We start from the raw sequence: 16,215 nt of genomic DNA, 5'->3' as shown, positions 1-16,215 counted from the left end.
TCCGCCGCCGTCCACAGTACGGACAGGAGCGATCCGCTGCAACTTTCCTTTCGATCTACCGTCATCGACATCGGGGATGTTGCATCCCGCCCGTCGCGCCGCAACCTGCCGGCGCCAGGCTTTTCCCCGCCGTATTGCGGCTCCTCGCGCGCCAGAATCCAGGAGGCGGCAGGTCCTCCACTCTCGTTTCGGCCTTTCAGGTGCGTCCCTCCTTGTCCGTCATGCGGCTTATCCCGCGATATCCGCATCTCGAAAGGAGAAAATACTGTGCAACAGCTCGCTCAATTCCTCACCGCCACCGGCCGTCGGCTCCGCGTCCTCGGCAAGGTGATCTGTCACTTCTTCCGCAAGGGGAAACTCTGTCTCAAGCTCCCAATCAAGATTCCGTTCTTCGTCGAGATCGAGGCGTCGTTCGAGACCGACTGGAACCGGCGCGAATGACGCGCCGTGGCGGCTTCAGTGGCCCCTCCTCTGTCAGCTGGAACGAGGAAAGCAATTATGGTCAGCTCCGAAAATTTCGGCGCGTTGTTTTTGGCTGATAGCCGCGACCACGCTTTTGCTTCAACAGCTCAAGGAACAACTGAACCGCTTCTTCTTCCCGTTCGAACACATGCTGTTTCTCCTGACCACGTTTCCCGATCCTTCCCCAGCGTCGGGTCAGGCAGGCCTCTCCGAACATCGTCTGCTCGATCTGCATGGCATAGTACCGCGCCATGTTCTTGGCTGGATCCGTTCGTTCGACATAGAGCTGGTAGGGTTGCGAAATCATGCCGGCATGATCGTCACACGGCGCCGCCACGTCCAACGACATATGTGAATCCTACAAGTGCGACCGATTCATTTTTGTGAAGAATGGCGCTCGCGCGAGGCGCCGACGGCGCACGGCTCTAGTCGCGCTGCGACCGGAGCCCGCACGCGTTCTCCGCCCAGTCGGGTCACGATCCTCTCGCAGCAAGAAGCATGCCTCTGCCAAATGTCATTGTCCGGAGACCGCCGGAGCCTCCCGTCGCCATCGGAGATGGCAAGCGGTCGCGTCCCTTCAGGACGCGGTTCTATCTCTCTCTGACGTCCCATTTTGCACCCGCCGTTCCGGCGTCAAGGACATCGCGGCCCCTCCAATTTTCCCTGCACCGCAAGCGGCACAGGGAAAATCGGTTCCTCCGCTCGCCGCACGGCGGCCGCGTTCCGCGGTCCCTGACCCCTCACGGACTATGGTGCGGACACCTTTCGTCAGAAACGAAAAGGAGACCCTGATGACAAAGCATCAAATCACTCACCAGATTGGAGACGACCAGAAGCGGTCGGATCAACAGCCGGATTGGCTTGAACGCTTGCGCGGAAATTTCGATGCGGAAGTTCATTTGCCCGCGGATATCTCGTGCGAGTTTCTGTCTGCGGCGCTGCTTTGGGCAGTCGAGAACAAGGTCGATTTCGGTCTGTTCCACGAGGCCGACAAGATCATCATTGCGCATTTCGGCGGTGATGAGATCTACCTCCCGTCGCGGTGGTCCGACAAACGATGGCGCATCGGCCTGGAGGACAAAGAGCCCTTCTTCGATCCCGCCGATTGAGATCCAGACCAGAGGCGGCTTGCCGCCTCTGGTCCTTGACTTCGCGTGAGCCGTTCCAGCCGGAGCGGCTATGAAAGGGGGGCTCTGCCGCCCCTCTCAAACCTCACCCCATGAAGGAACGGCAATGCCCCTCCTTCAAACTTCCTCCCATGGGGAAAGGGGACGGTTCCCTCCTCCCTTTCCCCAAACCCCTATCCTTCTCCCGTGCCGGGGAAGCGATGGTTCGCTGTCACCCGCCTTGGCACCAGCCGTGTCGGGCACCATCCCATGATCGGGCGAGCCCTTCGCCGATCAAGACGTCGCCCAGCGAATTGCCTGCGCGAGACACGGTGCGAAGTTTGCGACCGTACTTGTCTTCATCACGGAACCCGGCCGCCAGAGAGAACTTCCCAGCGTTGAGCAGCGCCAGCAGCCGGGATTTTGCCGCTTCACCTTTGATCCTTTCGGCCTCGCAGCGGGGCGGGCTGAGTTCAGGCGTATCGATGTCGGCGATGCGGATTTTCTCGCCCTCGAACCAGAAGGTGTCGCCATCGACGACGCAGTTCGTCCGGTGGCTGTCGCCGCAGATCGAAAATGCCGCCGACAATGAATCCGTCGTCGATGTCTTGGCCAAAGTGGCGAAACCGGGGAGAGCTTCGTTGCCGCCATAGGCAAGCCAACCTCCAACGGCAATGATCACAGTGCATAGAACTGCCGCCGAGCGTCTACGCCGTCTGATCCGCCCAGATCTTGCCAGTCCTCCGCCCGCGCGCTGCCGATCGCGGGCGCGTCCGGCCTTCGGCGGCTTTCTGAACGGAACTATATTCGATTTCGCCACTATCCGATTCCTCGTTTCGCCTCAGCCTATGTCGGACCCGGTTTCATCTGCGTTTACGGAGGAGCTTGTCTCTGCGCTGCGGTGTGGCCGCCAAAATGGTGTGCGAGGGGCGGGGAGCAGTCGATCCCGCCTCCCCTTTGGGGCCACTATGTTGAGGCTCCCGCGGCTGCTCTGTTTCCCGCCCGTCGCACGACGAGAATTCCCGAAATCCCGCCCGTCGGGCGTCGCTATGCTGATTTCTCCGATACTCTTCATTTTCCTGGATCAGCCTTGCTTGTTTGCACTGCGCGCCGGCTTGGATCATGCAGTCTTTGGCGTATCGCCGATCATGTGAAACCTGTTCGTGCCGACGCATGCCTTCATGTCGCCGCGCCGGAACCAGATAGCTCGTCCGCATCTGAGCGGCGCGTTTCCTGCGGTGAACACGATCTGTTCGTCGGCACGCATGCGCAGGACTTCGTGGGGCTGGATGAGTGGTCTGGCAGCGAGCTGCTTGGAGCGCGTTCGAGACGATCCCCTTGCCTGGAAACTGCGGCTGACCTGGTCGATCTCGACCGTTGTCATTCCGCAGCGTCGGGAGATGTAATCGGCGGTCTCGGGATCGTTGATCGCGGCGAAGGAAATCCAGCTGGCGCTCTCGAACCACTTGCTTGCCGCGTCGCGACCGCCATAGGTTTCGCGCATCTGGCCGATCGACTGATAGATCATTGTCAGCGTGATGCCGTATTTGCGTCCGGCGTCGCGCGCTGTCTCGATGATCCGCATGTAGCCGAGGCGGGCGACCTCATCGAGGAGAAACAGCGCGCGCCCCTTGATCTGTCCGTCGCGATTGTAGATCGCATTCAGAAACGAGCCGATGATGACCCGCGCAAGACCCGAGTGGGTCTCCAATGTCTTTAGCTCGATGTTGATGAAGACGTCCGTATTCCCAGCCGCGATGTCGCCGGTCGAGAATTTCCGTCCCGACACGAGGGCGGCATAGTTCGGATAGGAAAGCCAGTGCGTTTCCTTGACCGCATTGGCATAGACGCCGGAGAAGGTTTCCGGCGTCATGTTGACGAAGGCTGCGACGTTCTCCTTCACGAAATCCGAACCCGAATTGTCGTAGATGTCTTGCAGCCGCTTGCGCAATGTCGGCTCGGGTTCAGAGAGGTTCATGCGCACCTGCCGAAGCGTCTGCTCGTTCTCGTCCATGTGACCCGACAGGCAGACATCGGCGATCAGCGCCGTGAGAAGCTGCAGCGCCGATGCACGAAAGAAGTCGTCACGGACACCACGCGCACTGCCGCTGTCGCTCATGATCCATGAGGCCACTGAGGCAATATCCTCTTCCTTGGTTCCGCCGAAACGGCCGATCCAGTCCAGGACGTTAAAGCCGATGTCCGGTTTCCTCGGATCGAGAACGAATACGTCCCTCCCCGCTCCGCCGCGATGGGCGGAGACCATCGGTGCGACCTCGTTCGACGGATCGAGCACGATCAGCGTGCCGCCCCATTTCAGTGCCGTCGGGATCGTCACCGACGTCGTCTTGAAACCACCGGAACCGGCAAAGACGATCCCGTGCGACGAGCCGAACGAGCCATCGAAGCACAGCAACGGCGACTTGCCACCGGCGCCCCAGGTCTCGGCGCTGTCGGCGCGAAACGCTCGGGCGCCGACATTGTCTTTATCGACCCGATAGCGCTCGCCGATGACGATGCCACCAGCATCGGGAAACAACTTTGCCGCCTCTGTGAGCTTCATCCAATCTGCCTCGCCATGCAGCGCCCGCTTGCCCTGAATGCGCTTCGGCTCGGCCCTTGCGAATGCCGCATTGCCGATGAACGCGACGCGGAGTGCGAAGCAGGCACATAAGAGCGCCGCACTCGCTCCGATCGACGTTGCCGGATCGAGAAAGGCCAAGACCGTCTTGTCGGTGGGTACCGTCTTCATGAAAGAGGAAAGGCGCATTGATTCTCGAAGCGCTGCGATCAAAATCGCCCCACTGCATCCCGCGACGACGCCCCAACCTGCCTGCTTGATATTGATCGCGCCGGCGCTCGCGAACAAGAAAACGATCCCGATCGCCGCACTTGCGAGATAGGGAAGCGCGATTCCTGCCCGCCCCCATGCAAATCGCGCGGCCTCGGTCTTACCGAAACCGGAAAGCCACTGCTCGATCCCGGTCATTCCGATAACGACCGGGATCATCAACGCCGCCGGCACGACGACGAGCGCAATCCTATTGATCGTCATTGCCGAACGCCTCCACGCCGAGTGCGGTGAGCCTGGATCGCTCGCCATCGTCACCCTTGATGCGGCGCGCTGCATCGATCAGCGCGCCCAGCACCAGCGCTCGCTTCTCGTAGCGCAGACCGGCCTTGACGATCAGACCACCGAGCTCGATCTTCTCGCGCGTGTCCTTCTTGCGGGCGTCGGATGTCAAAGTCCTCACCATCCGTTCAAGCCTCGCCAGTGCCGCCCGCAGCCGCGCCAGACGCGACCGCCGTGGTCGACGTTGCACCGCTGCTATCGCCTGCGCCCTTTTTCCCTCCGGTCGTACCCCCCTGCCCTCCGCGAAATCGCCTGCTCAGTTGGTCAAACGCTGCCTGAAGCTCCGCCTCGTCGATCTCGATGTCGCCAAGGCCTGCCTTGAGCGCGATCCGGCCAATGCGTTCCGCTTCCCGTGTCTCGGCGAGCTTGAGCTGCTCCTGCAGTTTGGCAATTTCGTCGCGGATCTTCGCGGATGGCTTCTTCATTCCGTTTGTCTCCCTGGGTGAGAAAGCTTGTCTTTCGAAGCCAGTTTCCGGAACTTAAGTAGCGAACGCACTACTGTGAATCCTACAATCGCCAACGGCGATGCTTTGGTGGATCATCCCGGCCGTTCCGAAGGAGCGGCTTCCAAGGGCGCAATTATACGTCGCTGGCGCGACGTGTTGCTGAGAGAGCCTGGTGGGGCCGCCGCTCCCGACGAACGCATTGATATCGTTCGCAACCGGGAGAGAACTCCGCCGTGGCCGTCCCTCACTTCTCCGTCAGCGTCGTCGCCCGGGGCTCCGGACGCAGTGCCGTCCTGTCGGCGGCCTACCGGCACTGCGCTAAGATGGAGTTTGAGCGAGAAGCCCGGACGATCGACTACACGCGAAAGCAGGGGCTCCTGCATGAGGAGTTCGTGATCCCTGCCGACGCGCCGGAATGGGTGCGCAGCATGATTGCCGATCGCTCGGTCGCCGGCGCATCCGAGGCCTTCTGGAACAAGGTGGAGGTATTCGAAAAGCGCTCCGATGCCCAGCTTGCCAAGGATGTCACCATCGCGCTGCCAATAGAGCTGACGGCCGCGCAGAACATTGCGCTCGTCCGAGATTTCGTGGAGCGGCACATCACGTCGACGGGTATGGTCGCGGACTGGGTCTATCACGACGCACCTGGCAATCCGCATGTGCATCTGATGACGACATTGCGGCCACTCACCGAAGATGGGTTCGGTTCGAAGAAGGTCGCGGTTCTCGCCCCGGACGGCAAGCCGATCCGCAATGACGCCGGCAGGATCGTCTATCAGCTTTGGGCCGGTAGCACTGAGGATTTCAACGTGTTTCGTGACGGCTGGTTTGCCTACCAGAACAAACATCTGGCGCTTGCCGGCCTCGACATTCGCATCGATGGCCGTTCCTTCGAAAAGCAGGGTATCGACCTCGAGCCAACCATTCACCTCGGCGTCGGCGCCAAAGCCATCGAGCGCAAGGCCGAGCAATCCGACCACAAGTCGGAGACCTCGACTCCCAAACTCGAACGCATCGAGCTTCAGGAGGAGCGCCGCAGCGAGAACGCCCGCCGCATCCAGCGCCGTCCGGAGATCGTGCTCGACCTGATAACGCGGGAGAAGAGCGTCTTCGACGAACGTGATGTTGCGAAGGTGTTGTATCGCTATATCGACGATGTCCTTCTGTTCCAAAGTCTGATGGTCCGCATTCTGCAAAGTCCGGAAGCACTCCGGCTCGAACGCGAGCGGATCAACTTTGCGACTGGTATTCGGACAGCCGCGAAGTACACGACGCGCGCGATGATCCGGCTTGAAGCAGAGATGGCCAATCGCGCGATCTGGCTCTCCGGCAGCACCTCCCATGGCGTCCGTGAGGCGGTGCTGCAGGCGACCTTTGCGCGTCATTCCCGTCTGTCGGATGAGCAGCGAACGGCGATCGAACATGTGGCTGGCGGCGAACGGATCGCCGCCGTCATTGGCCGCGCCGGCGCCGGCAAGACGACGATGATGAAGGCGGCGCGCGAGGCGTGGGAAACGGCCGGCTATCGTGTGGTCGGCGGAGCGTTGGCGGGCAAAGCCGCCGAAGGTTTGGAGAAGGAAGCAGGCATCGGCTCCCGCACACTGTCGTCGTGGGAGCTTCGCTGGAACCAGGGTCGCAATCAGCTCGACCACAAGACGGTGTTCGTGCTGGACGAGGCCGGCATGGTGTCGTCACGGCAGATGGCGCTGTTGGTCGAAGCAGTCACCAGGGCCGGCGCCAAACTCGTACTTGTCGGCGATCCGGAACAGCTTCAACCGATCGAAGCGGGTGCAGCCTTCCGCGCCATTTCCGATCGCATCGGCTATGCCGAACTCGAGACGATCTATCGTCAGCGCCAGCAATGGATGCGCGATGCCTCGCTCGATCTCGCTCGTGGCAATATCCGCAAGGCTGTCGGTGCCTACACCGCCCATGGTCGAATGATTGGTTTGAGACTGAAGGACGACGCGGTCGAGAGCCTGATCGCAGCGTGGGACCGCGACTACGACCCCTCGAAGACCAGCCTGATCCTCGCACACCTCCGCCGCGACGTCCAAATGCTCAACGATATGGCGCGCGCTAAGCTGGTCGAACGCGGCGTCGTCGCAGAAGGATTACCGTTCAAGACCGAGGACGGAACCCGCATGTTCGCGACAGGCGACCAGATCGTGTTCCTCAAGAACGAGGGCAGCCTTGGCGTCAAGAACGGCATGCTCGCAAAGGTGCTTGAAGCCGCACCTGGCCGGATCGTTGCAGAGATTGCTGACGGCGAGCACCGCCGCCAGATCACAATCGAGCAGCGCTTCTATAACAACCTCGATCACGGCTATGCGACGACGATCCACAAGAGCCAGGGCGCGACGGTCGACCGGGTGAAGGTGCTTGCTTCCCTCTCGTTGGACCGGCACCTCACCTATGTGGCTATGACGCGCCATCGTGAGGATCTCGCCGTCTACTACGGCAGTCGCTCGTTCGCCAAATCCGGCGGCCTCATTCCGATCCTGTCGCGCCGAAACGCCAACGAGACGACCCTCGATTACGAGAAGGCGTCGTTCTATCGCCAGGCGCTGCGCTTCGCGGAAGCGCGGGGCCTTCATCTCGTCGACGTCGCCCGCACGATCGCACACGATCGCCTCCAATGGGCCGTTCGGCAAAAACAGAAACTCGCCGAGCTCGGCGCCCGTCTAGCCGCCATCGGTGCGGCACTCGGACTGGTCCGCGGCAGCAACAAACACTCCATCCCGGACACAATCAAGGAGGCCAGGCCCATGGTATCAGGCATCACCACCTTCCCGAAATCGCTCGACCAGGCCGTCGAAGACAAGCTCGCCGCCGATCCCGGTCTGAAGAAGCAATGGGAGGACGTCTCGACCCGCTTCCAACTCGTCTACGCGAAGCCGGAAGCTGCCTTCAAGGCGATCAATGTCGATACAATGTTGAAGGACCAGTCGGTCGCGCAGTCGACCCTGGCAAGGATTGCCGGCGAGCCAGAGAGCTTTGGCGCGCTGAAGGGCAAGACCGGTCTTCTCGCCAGCCGTGCCGACAAGCAGGACCGGGAAAAAGCCATCGCTAATGTGCCGGCGCTCGCCCGGAATCTTGAACGCTACCTTCGTGAGCGGGCCGAGGCCGAATTCAAACATCAGACGGAGGAGCGCGCAGTCCGGCTCAAGGTTTCGGTCGACGTCCCGGCGCTCTCCCCATCTGCCAAGCAAACGCTCGAACGGGTGCGCGATGCGATCGATCGCAACGATTTGTCCGCAAGCCTCGAATACGTGCTCGCCGACAAAATGGTGAAAGCGGAACTGGAAGGTTTCGCCAAGGCGGTTTCCGAACGTTTCGGGGAACGGACGTTCCTGCCACTGGCGGCGAAAGACACTGATGGCAAGACCTTCGAGACCGTCACGGCAGGCATGACGGCCGGCCAGAAGGCCGACGTCCGGAACGCCTGGGACGCCATGCGGGCGGTTCAGCAGCTGGCTGCTCATGAACGAACGACCGAAGCGCTGAAGCAGGCCGAGACGCTGCGGCAAACTAGGAGCCAAGGACTCTCGCTGAAATGACGGCGGGAGCTGGAACGCGCCAGGCGATGACCGCGCAACAACGACACGCGACTGGGATCATTTTGGTTGCCGCATTGGTCGCCATGCTGGCGATCGGCACCGCCCTCGCCGGCGGTTACCGCGTCAATCTGACACCGAGCAAGCCACTCGGCCTGTGGCGCATTGTTCCGCTCGATCGTCCCGTTGCTGTCAATGACCTGGTGTTCATCTGCCCACCGGCAACCGCGGAAATGCGGGAGGCGCGAGCGCGCGGCTATCTCCGTTCCGGTTTCTGCCCGGGCGACGTCGCACCGTTGATCAAGACAGTGATCGCCGTTGTAGGACAGCGTGTCGAAATCGGCGTCGACGTGAGAGTGGATGGGCGGGTGGTTTCCTCATCCAGTCTCGCACTACGAGATGGAAAAGGCCGGCCGTTGACGCCGTTTCCGAGCGGCATCATACCGCCAGGATATGTCTTCCTGCATTCCGCCTTCCCCGGCTCCTATGACTCCCGATATTTTGGCCCGGTGCCGATCTCCGGCATTCTCGGGCTGGCGCAGGAGGTGTTCACCTATGTGCCGTGATTACCTTCAGCCGGCGCTGCTGATATTCGCTTCGATCGCGATCGGCGTGGTGGGCTGGAGCGGCCATGTGTTGCTCCTACCCGTCGCGCTCGGGTTTCCGGTTCTTTGGTCGATCTCGCAAACGAGATCGGTCGCGGCACTTGTCTCCAGCGGATACTTCCTGGCCGCGTCCCGGGGTCTGCCACAAGGCGTTGCCGCCTTTTATTCGTCGGACATCTGGCCAGGCCTCCTGCTCTGGCTGGGTGCGTCTATGAGTTTCGTTGCCGTGCATACGCTCTTCTGGACGATGAACGGACGCGCGCGTCCGTTTCGCTACCTCCTTGCGGCAGCCGTCATGGCCGTCCCGCCGTTCGGCATCACGGGCTGGGCGCATCCTGTCACCGCCGCGGGTGTTCTGTTTCCGGGATGGGGATGGTGGGGACTTGGCTTCATGACAGCCGGCCTTGCGGGTCTCGTAACCCGCATTTGGCCAGCTGTCGCCATCGCCTTCGCAGGCCCTTGGCTGTGGTCCGCCGCAATCTGGACCGACCCGAAACTACCGGAAGGCTGGCGCGGCGTCGATCTTGATATGGGGGCTTCGCTCGGTCGGGAGCCCGGGCTTCAACGCCAGCGTGACATGATCGCAACGGTGCGTGGCGCGGCCAGCGATGGGGCCCGTTTTGTGGTGCTGCCGGAAACTGCGCTCGGTTTCTGGACACCGACCGTGGCGCGGCTTTGGACGAACGCCTTCAGGGATGATGATGGGACGGTGATCGCCGGTGCGGCGATGGTCGATGCTGGGGGCTACGACAATGTTCTGGTCGCGGTCGACGGGAGGGGCGGCCACATCCTCTATCGCGAACGTATGCCGGTTCCCGGTTCGATGTGGCAGCCGTGGCGATCCTGGTTCGGGGAGAGTGGTGGTGCTCGGGCAGATTTCTTCGCGAACCCGGTCGTCTCCATCGGCGCCAGCCGCGCGGCACCGCTGATCTGCTACGAGCAACTGATTGTTTGGCCGGTGCTTCAGTCGATGCTGCACGATCCGGACCTCATTGTTGCTGTCGGAAACGGGTGGTGGACCGAAGGGACATCAATCGTTGCTATCCAGCGAACTGCCACTACAGCGTGGTCAAAGCTCTTCGCAAAACCGATTGTTATTGCCTTCAACACCTGAGTGCTCAGGAGACACCATGATCGACGCAGCCCTGATAAATGAATGCGCAGACCCTTCTCTCAAGCTGACGATCGTCGAGCAGTTCGTGATGGCGGCGGGCTCGGCTGATCCCTTCGCCGTCACCGTCAAATCAGGCGACCGATTGATCCTCGTTCCGAAAGCGGCATCGGCCGAGGAGGCGATTGCGATCGTGCGCCAATATGCTGGTCAAGCGGTCGTCCGCGTAGGGCTCACCCAGTTCCCCGCTGGCGTGGGAGTCAAGGAACCGGCGGATCTGAAGCCCGATCTCGTCGATCCTTGCCAGAACCTCCGGAAAGGCACTGCGATGTTCGCCAAGGTATTGAGGATCGTTGCAAAATGGTATGGCAACCCCACGAGCAAAGACGTCTTCCCGCAAATCTTCGAGGACGCGGTCTACGCATGGAAGACCGGCGAGTTCGGGGGTGTCGGCGTGTTTCAGGCGGAGGATCCTGGCATACCCATCGAAGCGCCGCAGCAAAGCGATAAGGAAGTGGATGGCGAGGAAGCGACGCCGAAAGACTTACAACCAGAGACGATGCAGGATGTTAGGCATGCGGGGATACGGATCGATCTTTCCCGCATTGGTCAACAACAGCGTTGAGTTCACCTCGCATTGGCGAGGCATGTTCCGGCCAAGCCAAAGTTTAGGCGACTCCAAAGCATGAAATTAATGCGCTTCCAGATGCCTCGTCCGCAGTTGTAATGGCGGCGAGCCAGTAAAACCCGCGTACTGACGGGTTCCAGCTATGAAGTTGCCCGACAAAAACCCGACAGGATCTGAATTCTGCTCGCTGAGCCATGAACTCGCGTGGTTGCGACCAAACCGCTCATTCGTCCAGCCTCGCAGCCGCAACCGCGTGCGGCATCAGGAATGTGGCAATCCCCGCGATGACGTCGATCAGATCGCCAGGATTGTGTGCAACGCCTTCAATGAAAGCACGCCATTGTCGCTGCTTTTGCTGGTCCTTGGCAAAGGCGTCCGTTAGGGCGTCCGGCAGGTCAATGGGGATCGGTGTCTCGCGGCGATCAAAGGTAGCGGCTATTGCGCGCGCCAGCCGATCATCGCTGAAGTCGAAAGACCTGCTGAGGATCCAGATGTCGTAGAAATCCTTCATGCGGCTGTTTACTCGCCCCAGCATCACCATTGCCTGGAACTTCTCGGCAATGACCGTTTCTCGCGCATAGGCCCGAAGCCGCGGCATCGGAAAATCGAGCATGGAAGGATAATCCAAAACCTCCACCCCAGGCTCAAGCGCATCGCCAAAACCGATGTCGATGGTCAGGTTGATCCGGGCTCCGCTGATCGAAGCGATCACCCGCAGCCTGAGCCCACCATAATCCAGTGCCTCGCGAATACGATCCACATGCAGCGTATCAGCGTCGAACGTAACGCCATCGTCGGCCTCTTGCGCCAGAATTTCCCGAAATGTCTCAAGCATCGGGTCCGGACTCGGATCACCGAAACCCAAAAGATCCAGGTCGCGCGTGCCTCGGTGCGGATTGTCGAACCAACTCATCATCAACATCGCCCCTTTTAGAACGAAGCGATCGGCGTGGGGCGACTGGCTAAGCCGGAACAATAACCGTTCAAGGGCGAAACGCGTCAGGACGAGATCGAAGCTTTGCCCGCTTGCCTTGGCGAGTTTCAACAGGCGGGCGCGCACCGAGGCGCCGACGTTTCTGATTTCTTTAGCCATTGGCGGTCAGCGCCTCAAGATACGGCCGGATCACAGAGCCAACGCCACCGCGTTCGGCCTGGTTGGCGATTTCGCCAGGAGTAGCCCTTCGTTGCCGCAGCGCCTCCTGCAGCCCTTCTATCGCTACCGAAAGGCCGATCTTGTTGCGATATCGAAAGCAATCGGCAATTGTCTTGGCGATTCCAAAGACCCTCACAGGAACGCCTTCAATGATATGGGTTTCGACGCTGTCGTTGAGAAGGCTGTCTGTGAAGCGCACAATGCGCACAGCGGGGGCTTCCAGCTTCGGCGGCCAGTCCTTACGGCCTATGGCAAGCCAGATTTGTCCGGGGAGCTGATCTGTCAGGCTGTGAAATGCCAATGCCGAAACGAGGCAGATAACGGCTTTGGGCGCGCGTTTGGCAACCTCCGCCAGGCTGTGGCTGGCGTCGAGCTGCGCATCAGGAAGTTGATAGAGACCGCGGGCAAGCCGCAGCACTTCACCATCTCGTTCCATTCGGCTCATGGTGGCAGCCGTGACTCCTGCGTTCCGCAGTTCGACGAAACGTGCTATTCCGCGCTCGGTTAGCACGGTCCGAGCGATTTGGCGTTGCGTGACTGAACTGGGCATTGATATAAAAGCTCGGAGAATAGGATCTATTATCCTAGGATTTGTATCACAATCCCTGGGGCCGAGAAAGCCCTCGCATTATGAATTCTTCACCACGACTAATTGCCTCGATGGACAAAGTTGACAATTCTAGTGGTCGCCTGGAGTAAAGATGTAGCTTGCGGCGAGGTCCACCATGCGCGCAGTGAGAGCCGGATAATCCTCGACGATCTCGTCTGCGGCAGCGCCTTGCAATTTCATCGCAGCGATTGTTCGGACTCGAGAGGAGCACAAATCTCAATTCCATTTGGCTTGCTTCGACGATTTCTCGTTGTCGCGGGCCGGATTGAAGCTGCTGAGATCCCAGATTATGCGCCTGTTTGCGTACTCACTTGGGTCTCACCAATCGGTCGTACTAATTCGACGTGGCTGACATCTAAGGCTTGAGCCAGTTCATAAATCGTAATCACAGTTGGGTTGCGACGACCTCGCTCCAGGCTACTAAGATATTGCTGGCTGAAACCAGAACGCGCCTCGACCTCTTCCTGTGTCAGGCCTTTCTCCCGACGCAGGCGGGCAAAATTCGAGCCGACCAGTTTGCGCATGTCCATGCGCCGAAAGATCGCCGTTTACACACTCGGAGTTTATCAACTAAAGTATGTAAAGCTCCTTCCCGTAAATCTCGCCAATGCGGGCGGGTAATGGGTTTAGTTGTCGATATAAGCATCAGCACATTGTCTGCAACTCAGAGATTTCGGATGTAACGGTGTCCCATTTGATGTAGGCGAACCTTCGGGGCCGCTTGGTGAGAGAATGAAAGTTTGGGAGAAGCGGGTGAACAAAGCGAGCTCATCCGATGCAAATGGTCGAGAAAAGAAAAGAGAATCGCGCTTCAGCTCGATGCAACAGTCGAAGCTTGAGGCGTTGGCTGTCTCGGCAATTCTCGAACACCGCCTCCTGATCGCCGCCGACGAAGCTGTCTATGAGGAATGGGCTCGCGCGACCGCAGACCCATCAATTTCCGCCGCCGTGCTCAAGAGCCTGCAGGAGGAGTATGTCGCGCGCCAAAAGAAATCTGAAGTCCAGCAAGAAGAACTTTCGGAAATCATCGATGCGTTAGGCTACGTCCCCGAGGTTCCACTCGATAAACATGAATGACGGTCAAACCAACCCGTGATCTTTAGCAATTGCGACGAGCTGTGGGACGGTCGCAGCCTCAAGTTTTTCGCGCGCTTTATCAAGGTAGTGCTGCACTGTCCTCGGGTTGATCCCCGTTAGCATTGCGGTTTCCGGAGCGCTTTTACCCTTTGCCGCCCACATGAGGCACATTGCTTCTCTTGGTGAAAGCAACCGTCTCGGAGCGACAATGGTCGTCGCAGCGATAATCTTCAGGCAGTAATGGATCACCAGCACCGCTCGGATCGCTTGTTGCGCATCCCGCAGTTTTGAAACGTCAGCCGTCGGCGCCGAAGATGCAAACGTCAGCATCATCGTCGACCCGAAACTTCCTTCGACGGGGATCGTCACCCCACTCCGAATTCCGTACTCGATCGCCTGGTCCCGAAAACGCCTGAGTTCGGAGGTTCCACGAGCGGGCCAATCGTCGGCCGTCCAGGAAAACATTTCCATGCGACGCTTGGCTTCAGTAACGACCGGGTCGATGCGGGAGTAATGGCCTTCGAGATAAACACCCTGCCATTCCTCCGGATAGGAGTTGAATGTGCGGATTTCCAACCCCTCAGTCTGCAGATAAGCAAAACGGTCGAAGCCGCATGCGTGCGCAAATGTTTTCAAAGCACTTTTGATCATACGTTCATCATGCGCGGCTTCTGTCATATCGATGAGAGAGCGAAGGTCACCGTCCACTAACTTTTCTCCTTTTTCGACGGTGCAAGCCTCCCACTCGTCGCGCCGTTCTGACGCCGCGAGGTACCGGTTGCCACCGTTCGGCTAGCCGGAACCACATGGGACATTGGACGATACGGCAGTTGCTTCTACGCGAAGCAGATCCACGTTCGTTGCATCGCTTAGGTCTATTGACCTCTGCCGGGTATTCAACTCTTTCTGATCTAAAGACGATGATTTTTATAGAGATTTTTAGTCACACCTGCGCCCCGCGCGGAATGTACTTGCGACGTTCAGCGACAAGCGAAAATCTGAGCGTCCGTTAGCTGTTTAACGGCCGCTATAGACAGAATGAAAAATAACATCCTGATCGACTAACACATTGAACTTGTAGCCCGGCCGGATGCGAATCGTCGGCTGAACGTTCAGGTTCTTCGAGATCGTCTCTTCTGCTACGCGGCCAAATGACGCGGCAAAATTCCGTCTTGCTGCATCCGAAGCCGTGTCCTGCGTCGCGAGCGTCGAACTCTCAGGCATCGACATATCGGTACCCGCCCCGATGATTGCCACCAGGGCTGCCGAACCGAATGTTCTCCAGAGATGTCGGTCGACCTTGTCCTGGAAGCCGCCATAACCTTCAGCGTCAGTGCCCGCCATACCACCGATCTGCAGGGTAGACCCGTTCGGAAAAATGAGGTCCGTCCAGACGACGAGTACCCGTTCCTGGCCGAAAGACACCTTGGAATCGTAGCGACCGACGAGTTTTGCGCCTTGCGGGATGAGAAGGCGATAATCGGTTGCGCTGTCATAGACATTTTGGCTGATCTGAGCGGTAATGCGCCCCGGCAGGTCGGAATTGAGGCCGGTGATCAATGTCGCCGGGATGACTGAACCGCGCTTCAATTCGTTGGGTGACATCTGCGGCATGACCTGGTTCGGCAGGTAGCCGAGATCCTTGATGTCCTGATTAAAGAAGTCCTCCTTCGACGTCTGCCCGTTCTGATCGACGTTCTGCTCCATCAAGCCTGATTTCATGGCCGCGCCATAAAGGTCTGAGGCGGTGCTCGTCACGGCATTTGTCGGCCGGCGGACGGTGTCATTGGTGGAGATTGCAGCCTTCTCGACATCGGAGATGTCTACCTTTAGCGGCGAATCGAGCGCCGTGGAACGGGCCTGGAGACGCGCCATCCGTTGCCGCTGGGCTTCGCGCATATATTGTTCATCCTGCTCTCGCTTCAGGCGTGCCTTCCACTCCTCTTCGGATTCGAGCCTTTGTCGGCGATCTTGTCGATCTGTTGGTTGGCGCTCGAAGACCGGTTCCTGCTTTTCCTTTTTCTCCGCGACGACTGGCGTCGGTTGAAACACCTCCTGCTTTTCTGGGTCACCGATAATGCCGTCGGTGACACCCCGCTTAAGCTGATCGCCGAAACTGGTCGCAGGGCTGTTGGAAGCACCCTCGATGTCGCCATGATTGAAGGAAAGCCCGCGCAGTGACAGACCAATCACGACCACGCCGACGAACAGCACGATGACGATGATGGCGACGATGATCGGCAGGCGGTTGAGCCGGCGCATGCCATTCTGATCGTCGGCCTGGGCTGACGCGCCAAGTTGGAGCGACTGGACCATATTGCTCTCCG

18 protein-coding genes are annotated in these 16,215 nt (G+C 59.6%); 7 read left to right on the top strand and 11 right to left on the bottom strand.

All coding sequences use genetic code 11. The features are described 5' to 3' along the window. Positions 1–267: 267 nt before the first annotated feature. Positions 268–441, top strand: coding sequence for a hypothetical protein (locus FHX03_RS34680; protein WP_165548346.1), 174 nt, complete (start codon positions 268–270; stop codon positions 439–441). A 61-nt stretch (positions 442–502) separates the two neighbouring features. Here FHX03_RS34680 and FHX03_RS26135 read toward each other — a convergent pair whose 3' ends face one another. After that, positions 503–811 (bottom strand): WGR domain-containing protein, encoded by a 309-nt coding sequence (locus FHX03_RS26135; RefSeq protein WP_087002868.1) that lies wholly within the window; start codon positions 809–811, stop codon positions 503–505. Positions 812–1,253: 442 nt separating this feature from the next. Between FHX03_RS26135 and FHX03_RS26130 the strand changes: the two genes are divergently transcribed. Further along, the gene (locus FHX03_RS26130) at positions 1,254–1,571 is read left to right on the top strand and encodes a hypothetical protein (RefSeq protein WP_183856177.1); all 318 of its coding nucleotides are present in this window, start codon (positions 1,254–1,256) and stop codon (positions 1,569–1,571) included. A gap of 229 nt (positions 1,572–1,800) precedes the next feature. On the opposite strand, the gene FHX03_RS26125 is transcribed toward FHX03_RS26130, so the two are convergent. The 4 genes from FHX03_RS26125 to traC form a co-directional block, all read right to left on the bottom strand. Continuing rightward, positions 1,801–2,250 carry a thermonuclease family protein gene (locus tag FHX03_RS26125; RefSeq protein WP_183856175.1) on the bottom strand — a complete coding sequence of 150 codons (450 nt, stop codon included), beginning with the start codon at positions 2,248–2,250 and terminating at the stop codon, positions 1,801–1,803. A 438-nt stretch (positions 2,251–2,688) separates the two neighbouring features. Next, the gene (traG, locus tag FHX03_RS26120; RefSeq protein WP_183856173.1) at positions 2,689–4,623 is read right to left on the bottom strand and encodes a Ti-type conjugative transfer system protein TraG; all 1,935 of its coding nucleotides are present in this window, start codon (positions 4,621–4,623) and stop codon (positions 2,689–2,691) included. Further along, complete coding sequence (gene traD, locus FHX03_RS26115; protein ID WP_183856171.1) at positions 4,610–4,825, bottom strand: type IV conjugative transfer system coupling protein TraD; 216 nt, start codon at positions 4,823–4,825, stop codon at positions 4,610–4,612. Before traD ends, traG begins: the two co-directional genes overlap by 14 nt. A gap of 4 nt (positions 4,826–4,829) precedes the next feature. Continuing rightward, positions 4,830–5,126 (bottom strand): conjugal transfer protein TraC, encoded by a 297-nt coding sequence (gene traC / locus FHX03_RS26110; protein ID WP_183856169.1) that lies wholly within the window; start codon positions 5,124–5,126, stop codon positions 4,830–4,832. Between the two features lie 254 nt (positions 5,127–5,380). On the opposite strand from traC, the gene traA reads away from it, so the two are divergent. The 4 genes from traA to FHX03_RS26090 are packed head-to-tail and all read left to right on the top strand — an operon-like array spanning position 5,381 to position 11,045. Continuing rightward, complete coding sequence (traA, locus tag FHX03_RS26105) at positions 5,381–8,707, top strand: Ti-type conjugative transfer relaxase TraA (RefSeq protein WP_183856167.1); 3,327 nt, start codon at positions 5,381–5,383, stop codon at positions 8,705–8,707. Next, the gene (gene traF, locus FHX03_RS26100) at positions 8,704–9,270 is read left to right on the top strand and encodes a conjugative transfer signal peptidase TraF (protein ID WP_183856166.1); all 567 of its coding nucleotides are present in this window, start codon (positions 8,704–8,706) and stop codon (positions 9,268–9,270) included. Before traA ends, traF begins: the two co-directional genes overlap by 4 nt. Next, positions 9,260–10,423, top strand: coding sequence for a conjugal transfer protein TraB (locus FHX03_RS26095; RefSeq protein ID WP_168257338.1), 1,164 nt, complete (start codon positions 9,260–9,262; stop codon positions 10,421–10,423). Before traF ends, FHX03_RS26095 begins: the two co-directional genes overlap by 11 nt. 16 nt (positions 10,424–10,439) lie before the next feature. Then, complete coding sequence (locus FHX03_RS26090; protein WP_183856164.1) at positions 10,440–11,045, top strand: TraH family protein; 606 nt, start codon at positions 10,440–10,442, stop codon at positions 11,043–11,045. A 226-nt stretch (positions 11,046–11,271) separates the two neighbouring features. On the opposite strand, the gene FHX03_RS26085 is transcribed toward FHX03_RS26090, so the two are convergent. The 4 genes from FHX03_RS26085 to FHX03_RS26070 form a co-directional block, all read right to left on the bottom strand. Then, complete coding sequence (locus tag FHX03_RS26085; protein WP_183856162.1) at positions 11,272–12,141, bottom strand: nucleotidyl transferase AbiEii/AbiGii toxin family protein; 870 nt, start codon at positions 12,139–12,141, stop codon at positions 11,272–11,274. Beyond that, positions 12,134–12,751: a type IV toxin-antitoxin system AbiEi family antitoxin domain-containing protein gene (locus FHX03_RS26080; protein WP_127431473.1), complete on the bottom strand. Its 618-nt coding sequence runs from the start codon at positions 12,749–12,751 to the stop codon at positions 12,134–12,136. Before FHX03_RS26080 ends, FHX03_RS26085 begins: the two co-directional genes overlap by 8 nt. A 129-nt stretch (positions 12,752–12,880) precedes the next feature. Next, positions 12,881–13,024, bottom strand: a complete 144-nt coding sequence (locus FHX03_RS35130) for a DUF433 domain-containing protein (protein WP_376776694.1) — start codon at positions 13,022–13,024, stop codon at positions 12,881–12,883. 74 nt (positions 13,025–13,098) lie between these two features. Then, the gene (locus FHX03_RS26070; RefSeq protein ID WP_087002841.1) at positions 13,099–13,341 is read right to left on the bottom strand and encodes a helix-turn-helix domain-containing protein; all 243 of its coding nucleotides are present in this window, start codon (positions 13,339–13,341) and stop codon (positions 13,099–13,101) included. Between the two features lie 223 nt (positions 13,342–13,564). Between FHX03_RS26070 and FHX03_RS26065 the strand changes: the two genes are divergently transcribed. After that, on the top strand, positions 13,565–13,888 hold the full coding sequence (locus FHX03_RS26065) for a transcriptional repressor TraM (protein WP_246763174.1): 324 nt from the start codon (positions 13,565–13,567) through the stop codon (positions 13,886–13,888). A 3-nt stretch (positions 13,889–13,891) separates the two neighbouring features. On the opposite strand, the gene FHX03_RS26060 is transcribed toward FHX03_RS26065, so the two are convergent. Both FHX03_RS26060 and trbI read right to left on the bottom strand, forming a co-directional pair. Next, positions 13,892–14,596, bottom strand: a complete 705-nt coding sequence (locus tag FHX03_RS26060) for an autoinducer binding domain-containing protein (protein WP_127431476.1) — start codon at positions 14,594–14,596, stop codon at positions 13,892–13,894. Between the two features lie 309 nt (positions 14,597–14,905). Beyond that, positions 14,906–16,204 carry an IncP-type conjugal transfer protein TrbI gene (trbI, locus tag FHX03_RS26055; protein WP_183856158.1) on the bottom strand — a complete coding sequence of 433 codons (1,299 nt, stop codon included), beginning with the start codon at positions 16,202–16,204 and terminating at the stop codon, positions 14,906–14,908. Positions 16,205–16,215 lie beyond the last annotated feature (11 nt).

The organism is Rhizobium sp. BK456 (genome assembly GCF_014194045.1).
Lineage (GTDB): Bacteria > Pseudomonadota > Alphaproteobacteria > Rhizobiales > Rhizobiaceae > Rhizobium > Rhizobium redzepovicii.
This window is presented reverse-complemented; position numbering and strand designations above follow the sequence as displayed.